This window comes from Streptomyces sp. NBC_01092 (genome assembly GCF_045039535.1).
GTDB lineage: Bacteria > Actinomycetota > Actinomycetes > Streptomycetales > Streptomycetaceae > Streptomyces.
This window is the reverse complement of the sequence record NZ_CP108659.1, coordinates 7,466,379-7,476,916: the sequence shown is the minus strand read 5'-3', so window position 1 is coordinate 7,476,916 and position 10,538 is coordinate 7,466,379. Positions and strand designations below refer to the sequence as shown.

General features: G+C 70.8%; 9 protein-coding genes. 1 reads left to right on the top strand and 8 read right to left on the bottom strand.

Annotation, left to right across the window (positions count from 1 at the left end; all coding sequences use genetic code 11):
• Positions 1-169 precede the first annotated feature (169 nt).
• Entirely contained in the window at positions 170-2,035 is a 1,866-nt protein-coding gene (locus OG254_RS34080; RefSeq protein WP_405589476.1) for a lectin, read from the top strand.
• Between the two features lie 4 nt (positions 2,036-2,039).
• On the opposite strand, the gene OG254_RS34075 is transcribed toward OG254_RS34080, so the two are convergent.
• The 8 genes from OG254_RS34075 to ureA all read right to left on the bottom strand — a co-directional run bounded on the left by OG254_RS34075 (position 2,040) and on the right by ureA (position 10,467).
• Positions 2,040-2,474 carry a VOC family protein gene (locus OG254_RS34075; RefSeq protein WP_405589473.1) on the bottom strand — a complete coding sequence of 145 codons (435 nt, stop codon included), beginning with the start codon at positions 2,472-2,474 and terminating at the stop codon, positions 2,040-2,042.
• Between the two features lie 55 nt (positions 2,475-2,529).
• Positions 2,530-4,134, bottom strand: coding sequence for a citramalate synthase (cimA, locus tag OG254_RS34070; RefSeq protein ID WP_405589470.1), 1,605 nt, complete (start codon positions 4,132-4,134; stop codon positions 2,530-2,532).
• A gap of 309 nt (positions 4,135-4,443) precedes the next feature.
• A complete protein-coding gene (locus tag OG254_RS34065) occupies positions 4,444-5,709 on the bottom strand; it encodes a TolB family protein (protein WP_405589467.1) in 1,266 nt (421 codons plus the stop codon).
• A gap of 134 nt (positions 5,710-5,843) precedes the next feature.
• Positions 5,844-6,389, bottom strand: coding sequence for a TetR/AcrR family transcriptional regulator (locus OG254_RS34060; protein ID WP_405595357.1), 546 nt, complete (start codon positions 6,387-6,389; stop codon positions 5,844-5,846).
• A 56-nt stretch (positions 6,390-6,445) separates the two neighbouring features.
• Positions 6,446-6,937: a hypothetical protein gene (locus tag OG254_RS34055; protein WP_405589464.1), complete on the bottom strand. Its 492-nt coding sequence runs from the start codon at positions 6,935-6,937 to the stop codon at positions 6,446-6,448.
• Between the two features lie 9 nt (positions 6,938-6,946).
• Entirely contained in the window at positions 6,947-8,026 is a 1,080-nt protein-coding gene (locus OG254_RS34050; RefSeq protein WP_405589461.1) for an agmatine/peptidylarginine deiminase, read from the bottom strand.
• 27 nt (positions 8,027-8,053) lie between these two features.
• Positions 8,054-9,766, bottom strand: a complete 1,713-nt coding sequence (locus OG254_RS34045; RefSeq protein WP_405589458.1) for an urease subunit alpha — start codon at positions 9,764-9,766, stop codon at positions 8,054-8,056.
• Entirely contained in the window at positions 9,763-10,467 is a 705-nt protein-coding gene (gene ureA, locus OG254_RS34040; protein WP_405589455.1) for an urease subunit gamma, read from the bottom strand. Before ureA ends, OG254_RS34045 begins: the two co-directional genes overlap by 4 nt.
• Positions 10,468-10,538 lie beyond the last annotated feature (71 nt).

Genomic DNA, 10,538 nt, shown 5'->3' with positions numbered 1-10,538 from the left:
TTTGGCGTCAAGACTTCACGTCAGAACCGGTACGCGCTCAAGTCCTGGCCGGATCAGTGGCGTTGTCCCTTCATCTCGTGAACGCGCGACCCCTTGACGCGTATACGAAGCCGTCATTTACTCACGCCTCGCACGCCCCCATCCCCCACCCCCAGAAGGGCTGCGCTCCATGAGGAGATCCACTCGGACGCTCGGGCTGCTTGTCGCCGGGCTCCTCACCTCGGCCGGCTTCTCGGCGGCCACGCCCGCGCAGGCCGCGGGCGAGCAGGTCACCGCCTGGCTCACCACGACGGACGACTCCGGCGGCCGCCATGTGGTCCGCGGGCTCCAGCAGCAGGCGCCGTTCGCCTTCCAGGCCGGCTCCGGCGGAAGCGGCGACAACATCACCGTCGACGAGAGCACCCGCTACCAGTCCTTCACCGGCGGCGGCGCGTCCTTCACGGACACCGCGGCCTGGCTGATGGACGGCAGCGGCGCGCTGTCGCAGGCCACGAAGGACGACACCATGCGCAAGCTGTTCTCCCCGACGGAGGGCATCGGGCTGTCGTTCCTGCGCAATCCCATGGGCGGCTCGGACCTGGCCCGCTTCGGCTACACCTACGACGACATGCCGGCCGGGCAGACCGACCCCGACCTCTCCGAATTCACGATCGCACACGACCTCCAGGACGTCGTGCCGCTGACCAAGCAGGCCCGTCAGCTCAACCCCCAGCTCACCGTGATGGCCTCGCCGTGGACGGCCCCCGCCTGGATGAAGGACAACGGGCAACTCAACGGCGGCTGGCTGAAGGCGGAGAACTACGGGGCCTACGCCTCGTACTTCGTGAAGTACGTGCAGGCCTACCAGGCCCAGGGCGTCCCGATCGCGTACGTCACCGCGCAGAACGAACCGACCTGCTGCTCGGGCTACCCGTCGATGAGCTGGAACGGGAGCGGCCTGGCGTACTTCACCAAGAGCGAGCTGCTGCCGAAGCTCCAGGCGGCCGGCCTGTCCACCAAGGTCCTGGCGCACGACTGGAACTGGGACACCTACGACGCCTACGCCGCCCAGACCGTGGACGACGCGGCGGTGCGCAGCCACCCGAACTTCGGCGGCATCGCCTGGCACGGCTACGGCGGTGACGTGGCCAAGCAGACGCAGGTGCACAACCAGTACCCGCAGCTGGACGCCTTCGGCACCGAGCACTCCGGCGGCACCTGGATCGCGAACCAGCAGCGCGAGGACATGATGAACATCATCGACTACACCCGGAACTGGGCGAAGTCGGTGACCAAGTGGTCGCTCGCGCTGGACCAGAACCGCGGTCCGCACAACGGCGGCTGCGGCACCTGCGACGGCCTGATCACCGTGCACAACGGGGACTCCCGGCACGGGCAGGTCGACTACACCGTCGAGTACTACACGATGGGTCATCTGACGAAGTTCGTGAAGCCGGGTGCGCAGCGGATCGCGTCCACGGCGTCCGCGTCGGTGCCGAACGTGGCGTGGCGCAACCCCGACGGTTCGAAGGCGCTGATCGCGTACAACGACTCCTCGGCCGCCAAGACCGTCACCATCAACTGGGGCTCGCAGCACGCCACTTATTCACTGCCGGGCAAGACGTCGGCGACCTTCACCTGGTCGGGCACGCAGACCGAGGGCCCGTCGCAGTCGGGTGCGCTGGTCGGCCTCGGGAGCAAGTGCCTCGACGTGGCGGGCGGTTCGTCGGCCAACGGCACGGCCGTGCAGCTCTACGACTGCAACGGCTCCACCGCCCAGCGGTGGACGGTGCAGTCCGACGGGTCGGTGCGGGCGCTGGGCAAGTGCCTGGACGTCACGTCCGGCGCGACCGCGGACGGGGCGAAGGTGCAGCTGTACGACTGCAACGGCTCGGGTGCGCAGCAGTGGACGTACAACGCGACGACGGGTGACGTGGCCAACCGCGGCGCGAACAAGTGCCTCGACGTGACCGACAACTCCTCGGTCAACGGTGCCCGTGCGCAGATCTGGAGCTGCACGGGCGCCACTAACCAGAAGTGGCGGTTGCAGGCGTAGCGGCTCAGGCGAACGGCTCGCCGAGGCCCAGCAGATTGCCCTCGCTGTCGTGGAACCAGGCGGCGCGCTCCCCGCGGAAGCCCTTGCTGGGGTAGTGCCCCTCGATGTCGGCGATGCCGTTCGTCGTGCGCAGGCCGGGCACGTCGACGTCCTCGAACTCGACGCCGCGCCGCCTGAGTTCCGCCACGACCGCATCCACGTCCTCGACCTGCCAGCCCATCTGGGTGAAGGTGCCGGGGGAGGCTCCGGTCGACTGGTACACGGCGAACTCCGTGCCGCCGCACCGGTACAGCAGCCCGCCCGGCCGTTCGTCGACCGGGTCCAGACCGAGCTTCTCGGAGTAGAAGCGCCGGGCCCGCTCCAGGTCCTGGGCGGGCAGCCGGGTCGCCACCTGCCCCCGGGTGAGGAAGTGTCGGGCGTCGGTGTCCTTGTCGTCCATGGCTCCACTGTGCCGTGGACGACGGGCCCGGGGGCGGCCTCGAGGTCCGTTCGGCCTACTCCGCCGGCGTCACCCCGGCCCGCAGCAGCCCGTACGTGTACGCGTCCTCCAGCGCCTGCCACGACGCCGCGATGACGTTCTCGGCGACGCCGACCGTGGACCACTCCCCCGCCCCGTCGGACGTGGAGATCAGGACGCGGGTCGTGGACTGGGTGCCGTGCACGCCCTCCAGGATGCGGACCTTGTAGTCGACGAGGTCCAGCTTGGCGAGCTGCGGGTAGATCTTCTCCAGCGCCACCCGCAGCGCCCGGTCCAGCGCGTTGACCGGGCCGTTTCCCTCCGCCGTGGCGACGATGCGCTCGCCCTTGGCGAAGAGCTTGACCGTGGCCTCGTTGGCGTGGCTGCCGTCGGGGCGGTCCTCGACGATCGCGCGCCAGGACTCGACCTGGAAGTACTTCAGGGGCTTGCCCTCGACCTCGGTGCGGAGCAGGAGTTCGAAGCTGGCGTCGGCGGCCTCGTAGGTGTAGCCCTGGAGCTCGCGCTCCTTCACCCGCTCGACCACCCGGCCGACCAGTTCCCGGTCGCCGCCCAGCTCGATGCCGAGCTCCTTGCCCTTGAGCTCGATCGAGGCGCGGCCTGCCATGTCGGAGACCAGCATCCGCATGGTGTTGCCGACCTGCTCGGGGTCGATGTGCTGGTACAGGTCCGGGTCGACCTTGATCGCGGAGGCGTGCAGACCGGCCTTGTGCGCGAAGGCGGAGACGCCGACGTAGGGCTGATGCGTGGACGGGGTGAGGTTGACGACCTCGGCGATGGCGTGCGAGATACGGGTCATCTCGCGCAGGTGACCGGCGGGGAGGACCTGCTTGCCGTACTTGAGCTCCAGGGCGGCCACGACCGGGAACAGGTTGGCGTTGCCGACCCGCTCGCCGTAGCCGTTGGCCGTGCACTGGACGTGGGTCGCGCCCGCGTCGACCGCGGCGAGGGTGTTGGCGACCGCGCAGCCGGTGTCGTCCTGGGCGTGGATGCCGAGCCGGGCGCCGGTGTCGGCGAGGACCGTGGAGACGACCGCCTGGACCTGGGCGGGGAGCATGCCGCCGTTGGTGTCGCAGAGGATGACGACGTCGGCACCGGCCTCCGAGGCCGTACGGACGACGGACTTCGCGTACTCGGGGTTGGCGCGGTAGCCGTCGAAGAAGTGCTCGCAGTCGACGAAGACGCGGCGGCCCTGCGCGCTCAGGTAGGACACCGTGTCGCGGACCATCTCCAGGTTCTCGTCCAGGGTGGTGCGCAGGGCGAGCTCGACATGCCGGTCGTGGGACTTGGCGACCAGCGTGATCACCGGGGCGCCGGACTCCAGCAGCGCCCTGACCTGCGGGTCCTCGGAGGCCTTGGCGCCCGCGCGCCGAGTGGAGCCGAAGGCGACCAGCTGGGCGTACTTGAAGTCGATCTCCTGCTGGGCACGGGCGAAGAACTCGGTGTCCCGCGGGTTGGCGCCGGGCCAGCCGCCCTCGATGAAGCCCACGCCGAAGTCGTCCAGGTGCCGTGCGATGGCCAGCTTGTCCGCGACGGTGAGGTTGATGCCCTCACGCTGGGCGCCGTCGCGCAGGGTGGTGTCGAAGACGTGGAACGAGTCGTCGAGCTCGCTGGTTTCCGTCATGGTCTGAAGGCTCCTGATGTATGGATCTCGGTCTGTACCGGAATGACCGGCTCCACCGTCCTCCAATGATCCCTCGCGCTGCGGTCCCGGCTGTAGGTGGGCCAGAAATGCGAAAAACCCCTCGCGGGTGCGAGAGGTCTGCGCGCGGGTCGAGGACGACGGTGTCCGCCCGTACCTGGTCGTACGTGGCGGTCACTGCGGACCGGCGCGCCTGCTGCCAATAATCATGGCGAACGAGAGCACGGGGGCAGTCTGGCACAGACCGCCCCCGAGCTCACCGTCCGTCTCAGGATGCGAGCACAGCGTTGATCACCGCAGGCGGCGCACGAAGCCGTCGTAGTGGCCGTTGGTGTCGTCCGGGACCAGTTGGGCGGAGCTGCTGCCCAGGCTGACCCGCCCTGCGCCCGCGCCGACCTCGTAGACCGACACGTACGCGTCCGTGACGGGACCGCCGGTCACGGAGGCGCTGACCAGCCGGGTGCCGCCGGTGCGCAGATCGCGCAGGTAGACGTTGTCCGGCCCGTACTGCCCGTCCGCCAGCCGCGGTTCCGCCTCATAGGCCAGGTGACGGCCGTCCGGGCTGAGCTGCGGGGCGTCGAGCCATCGCTCGCCGTCGGGGCCGGGGTCGATGCGCCGGGTCACGTCCGCGCGCAGGTCGCGGACGTAGAGGTCGGAGGCGTCCCCGGGGGCGTCGCCCTCGGCCAGGTCGTCGCCCGTGTACTTGAAGGCGACCGTCCGGCCGTCCGCCGACAGGGAGACGGGCATCGCGTACCTCTCGGCCGCAGTGCCGTCCTGCTTGACGTTGACCCGTTCCTCGGTGCCCGTGCGGCGGTCGTGCACCCAAGTGACGCCGGACCCGCTGCGCGGCACCAGCTGCGTGTACGCCACGAAGCGGCCGTCGGCGCTGACGCTCTGCAGGAGCGCGGGGTTGGTCGGGCGGTCCCCGTTGCTGACCCGCTCGGTGCTGCCGGTGCGGCGGTCGAAGACGTACACCGCCCCGAACAGGTCGCGGGCGCCGCTCTCCATCCGGTCGGCCTTGGCGTTGAACACGATGTAGCGGGCGTCGGCCGACATATGGGCGCCGGCCGAGAACGCGGAGCCGCCGTCGAAGCCGACGCTGATCCGCTCGGTGCTGCCGGTGCGCCGGTCGTGCAGATAGACGTCCTCGGCCGCGTCGTTCGTGGGCGGCGGGTCCCAGGGGACCAGGTTCCGCGCGTTGGAGCGGAACAGGACGTACCGCCCGTCGGCGCTGATGGCCGCCGTCGACGAGGGCATGTCGGCCTGTGTGCCGTCCGAGGCGACGCTGATCCGCTCGACGGTCCCCTTGCGCAGGTCGCGCACGAAGACGTCCGCGTGCCCGTTGGTGTCACCGGGCACCAGGTTGGTCGCGTACGCCGTGAAGGCCGCGAACCGGCCGTCGGCACTGAACTGCGCCCCGTACGAGTCGCCGTCGCCCTGTTGCCCCGTCGACGTCAGCGTGACCCGCTCGGTGCGCGGTGCCGGTGCCGAGGACGCCGCTGTCGCCGTCGTGGCGATCAGCGCCCCCGCGAATACGGCGACGGACGCCGCACGCATGCTGCTCAGCAAGATTCCCCCTGTGGTCCCCGTGAACGCTTCTCCCCCGGCCCGCGCCGAGGGCTCTCCATGAGACAAACGCACCAGGCACTACAGGGTCAATCCCCCATATTGCGTACAACCAGGACCTGGGCTCAGGAGTCCGCGAGGAGGCTGTCGTCGAGGAACTCCCGTACGTGGCGCAGAATTTGCGCTCGGTCCGTGCCGCGCAGCCCGATCGCCACATGGATCGAGAAGCCGTCGAGCAGCGCCCGCAGCCGGGCCGCGAAACGGTCCGGGTCGACCGCTCGGAACTCCCCCCTCGACACGCCTTCCGCGACCAGCGCCACCAGGTCGCGGTGCCAGGCGCCCTCGATCGCGGCCTGCCGTTCGCGGGCTTCCTCGTCGGCGTTCTGCGAGCGGTTCCAGACCTCCAGCCACAGCGACCAGTGCGGGTCGCGGTGGCCGTCGGGGATGTACAGGTCGACGTACGCGTCGAGCCGCTCGCGGGCGGAGGCGGACCGGGTGAGGAGCCGGCCGCGCTCGGCGCCGAGCCGGCCCTCGCTCCACTCCAGGGTGCGCAGCAGCAGTTCGTCCTTGGAGTGGAAGTAGTAGAGGAGATGGCCGCTGCTCATCCCGACCTCGCGGCCGAGCGCCGCCATGGTGAGCTTCTCCAGGCCCAGTTCCGCGATCATGTCCATGGCCGCGGCGAGGACGTCCTCGCGGGGTGGGGCGGGGGTGCGGCGGCGGGCAGGCGTCACGCGGCCACCTCCACGCGGACGGCGTCCGGGACGAGCCGTGTCTCGTAGCCGCTCGTGCAGTCGGCGGCGACGATCGCCACCTCGGCACCGCAGGCACAGACGTGGTTGACCCCGGCCGACCCGTCCGGACCGCAGCAGCCGATCAGGCGGTACGTGTCGGGATGGGGGGTGAGGTCCATGACGTCGTCCGGGTGCAGGACGTATGTGCCGCGCGGCCCTGCGGAGACCAGGAAGCCACGCTCGTCGGACTTCCAGTAGCCGCCGGGTACGACCCCGTCGTACTCCTCGTCGGGACCGATCGGCTCGAACGGCGCCCCGAAGGGCAGCGGGTCGACGACGTAGGTGCCGCGCGACACGCTCGGCGGGCCGTGCCGCCGGCCGTCCGGGCCCGGGAGGCCGTCCCAGCCGGGGTACTCGGGCATCTCGTCGAGCCGCCGGACCGGCTCGGTCAGCCGGGTTCCGCAGGTGGCGCAGAGCAGTACGTTCACCCGTACGTTCTACCTGACCACACCCCTCGGCTGCTGCTGAGTGATGCAGTGGATGCCGCCCCCGCCCGCGAAGACCGTGCGCGCGTCGACGAGCGTCACCGTCCGCTCCGGGAAGAGCCGTCGGAAGATGCCGGCCGCGATCTCGTCGCGCGGGTCGTCGAAGCCGCAGAGCACCACGCCGCCGTTGCAGAGGTAGTGGTTGATGTAGGAGTAGTCGGCCCAGTGGCCGTCGGCCTCCAGGACGGTCGGGGCGGGGACCTCGACGACCTCCAGGCGGCGCCCGCGTGCGTCCGTCTGCGACTTCAGCAGGCCGAGGATCTCCTTGGTCACCTCGTGGTCGGGGTGCGCCGGGTCGGGCTGCACATGGGCCACGACGACGCCGGCCCGGGCGAAGGCGGCGACGATGTCGACATGGCCCAGGGTGCCGAAGACGTTGGGGGTCCCCCCACGCCTTTCGGGCAGTGGGGGAGGATAGTCGCCGGTGAGGCCGCGCGGCAGCCAGATCGCCTTGCGGGTGCCGAGCATGGCATGGATCTCGGCCTCCACTTCCTCGCGCGTCCAGTGCGGGTTGCGCTCCGGCCCGAGTTGGACCGTCTCCGTCAGCAGGACCGTCCCCTCGCCGTCGACATGGATCGCCCCGCCCTCGTTCACCAGCTTCGAGGCGTACGTCCTTGTCGAGCCGGCCAGGTCGGAGACGTATGCGGCGATCTTCGCGTCGTGCTCCCAGCTGGCCCAGTCCTGCGCCCCCCAGCCGTTGAACGTCCAGTCGACAGCGCCGAGTTCACCGGCACCATTGGTCAGGAACGTCGGGCCGATGTCGCGCATCCAGGCGTCGTCGAGGTCACGTTCAACGGTCTCCACACCCGGCCCGAGCAGCGTGCGGGCCTCCTCGGACTGTCCCGGGCCGCACACCACCGTCACCGGTTCGAAGCGTCGCACCGCACGGGCGACCGACGCCCAGGCCAGGCGGGCCGCCACGAGATCCTCGGCGTCCTCGAAGGTCACGTTCGGCCCCGGCCAGGCCATCCAGGTGCGCTCGTGCGGGGTCCACTCGGCCGGCATACGGAAGCCGTCGGAGGCAGCAGACATGGGGTGTCCTTAGCGGAATTGGAGGAATCAGAGGAAGTAGAGGCGATTGAGGGACACGGACTCGGCCGGCTCGGAGCGCAGCGGCTCGCCGTCGAGGGTGACCAGGCCGGTGCGCTGGTCGACGTCGACGGCTCCGGTACGGGAGTTCAGGCGCAGATCGGCCGGCCCGATGCCGCGCGTGGCGCGCACGGCGACCCTGCGGCGCCGGGTCGGCATCGAGTCGTTGCCCTGGTCGACGGCGGCCTGGGCGACGAAGGCGACGGATATGTCGGCGGGGGTGGCGCCGTACGCCCCGAACTGCGGGCCCAGGACGAGGGGTTCGCAGGTGTCGGTGGCGGCGTTCGGGTCGCCGACCACGCCGTACGCGGGGAACCCGGACTTCAGCACCAGCTGCGGCTTGGCACCGAAGTACTCCGGGCGCCACAGCACGATGTCCGCCAGCTTGCCGACCTCGATCGAGCCGACCTCGTGGGCGAGGCCGTGCGCGATGGCCGGGTTGATGGTCAGCTTGGCCATGTAGCGCAGGACGCGTTCATTGTCGTGGCCGTCGTCCGGGGCGCCGAACTCGGCCTTCATCTTCCCGGCCATCGCGAACGTACGGCGGACGGTCTCGCCGGCCCGGCCCATGCCCTGCGCGTCGGAGGAGGTGATGCCGATGGCGCCCAGGTCGTGCAGCACGTCCTCGGCGCCCATCGTCCCGGAGCGGATGCGGTCGCGGGCCATCGCCGCGTCGCCGGGCAGGTCGGTCTTCAGGTCGTGGACGGAGACGATCATGCCGTAGTGCTCGGCGACCGCGTCCCGCCCGAAGGGCAGGGTGGGGTTGGTGGAGGAGCCGATGACGTTCGGGACCCCGGCCATCTTCAGCACGTTGGGGACGTGTCCGCCGCCGCAGCCCTCTATGTGGAAGGCGTGGATGGTGCGGCCGTCCAGGACGCGCAGGGTGTCCTCGACGGACAGGCACTCGTTCAACCCGTCGCTGTGCAGGGCGACTTGGACGTCGTGCTCCTCGGCGACACGCAACGCCGTGTCCAGCGCCCGGGTGTGGGCGCCCATGTCCTCGTGCACCTTGAAACCGCTCGCCCCGCCCTCGGCCAGTGCCTCGACGAGCGGCGCGCTGTGCGAGGACGAACCGCGCCCCAGGAAGCCGATGTTGACGGGCCAGGCGTCGAAGGCGTTGAACGCGTGCTTGAGCGCCCAGGGCGAGTTGACGCCGACGCCCCACACCGGCCCGAACTCCTGGCCGATGATCGTGGTCACGCCGGAGGCGAGCGAGGCCTCCATGATGCGCGGCGACAGCAGATGGACGTGGGTGTCGACGGCCCCGGCGGTGGCGATGAGCCCCTCGCCGGACACGATCGAGGTGCCCGTGCCGACGACGACGTCGACCCCGTCGAGGGTGTCGGGGTTCCCGGCCCGCCCGATCGAGCAGATCCGCCCCTCGCGGATCCCGATGGAGACCTTCCGGATCCCCAGCGCCGCGTCGATCACCACCACATTGCTGATGACGACGTCGCAGGTGTCCCGGACGGCGGCGGCCTTGAGGTGCAGCCCGTCCCGGGCGGTCTTGCCGAACCCGGCGAGGAACTCGTCGCCGTAGCGCTGGGAGTCGGACTCGACCCGGATCGTCAGCCCGGAGTCGCCGAGCCGGATCCGGTCGCCGGCGCGCGGGCCGTGGGTGGACGCGTACTCGTACGGGCCGAGGCGGCGGGCCTCGGCGGCGTGGCCTCCTGGGCGGCTCATCGCACGACCTCCTGATCAGGTGTTTCCGTGACGCCGAGGTAGCCGCACGCGGCGGCCCGGCGCAGCGCCTGCGCGCGGGCGCCGGGCGCGTCCAGCGGCCCGTCGACGAGCCCCGCGAATCCGATCGCGATCCGCTCGCCGCCGATCGGGACCAGCCCGACCTCGATGCTCTCCCCCGGCCCGAAGCGCACGGACGACCCGGCGGGCACGGCGAGCCGCATGCCGTAGGCCTGCTCGCGCGCGAAGTCCAGCCGCGGGTTGGCCTCGAAGAAGTGGAAGTGGGAGGTGACGGAGACCGGCACGGTCGCGGTGTTGGTGACCGTCAGCCGCAGCGCCGCCTCCGGCTCGGCGTGATCCGGACCCGGCAGCAGCGCGCCGGGAGCCTGCGGGCCGAGCCCGCCCCCGATGGGGTCGGAGACGACCGCGAGGCGCGAGCCGTCGTCGAAGACCGCCTCGACATGGACCTCGGTGACGATGTCCGCCACGCCCGGCAGCACGTCGTCCGGCCCGAGCACACGGCGGGCACGCTCGATCGCCTCGGCGAGCCGGGCGCCGTCCCGGGCGGCCTCGCACACCGTGTCCGCGACGATCGCCGTCGCCTCCGGGACGTTCAGCCGCAGCCCGCGGGCCCGGCGCGCCCGGGCCAGTTCGGCGGCTCCGAAGAGCAGCAGCCGGTCACGTTCCGTGGGGGTCAGTCTCACGACGCGGCACCTCCTTGCCAGACTCGACTTTAGAGCATCACTCTAAACACGAAATTCGATGAACCGAAAGG

What these genes read in the sequence shown, in the direction of transcription:
- OG254_RS34080 (WP_405589476.1), top strand. Translation starts at nt 170, where the DNA reads ATGAGGAGATCCACTCGGACGCTCGGGCTGCTTGTCGCCGGGCTCCTC.
- OG254_RS34050 (WP_405589461.1), bottom strand. Translation starts at nt 8,026, where the DNA reads ATGTCTGCTGCCTCCGACGGCTTCCGTATGCCGGCCGAGTGGACCCCG.
- OG254_RS34075 (WP_405589473.1), bottom strand. Translation starts at nt 2,474, where the DNA reads ATGGACGACAAGGACACCGACGCCCGACACTTCCTCACCCGGGGGCAG.
- OG254_RS34065 (WP_405589467.1), bottom strand. Translation starts at nt 5,709, where the DNA reads ATGCGTGCGGCGTCCGTCGCCGTATTCGCGGGGGCGCTGATCGCCACG.
- OG254_RS34060 (WP_405595357.1), bottom strand. Translation starts at nt 6,389, where the DNA reads ATGGACATGATCGCGGAACTGGGCCTGGAGAAGCTCACCATGGCGGCG.
- cimA (WP_405589470.1), bottom strand. Translation starts at nt 4,134, where the DNA reads ATGACGGAAACCAGCGAGCTCGACGACTCGTTCCACGTCTTCGACACC.
- OG254_RS34045 (WP_405589458.1), bottom strand. Translation starts at nt 9,766, where the DNA reads ATGAGCCGCCCAGGAGGCCACGCCGCCGAGGCCCGCCGCCTCGGCCCG.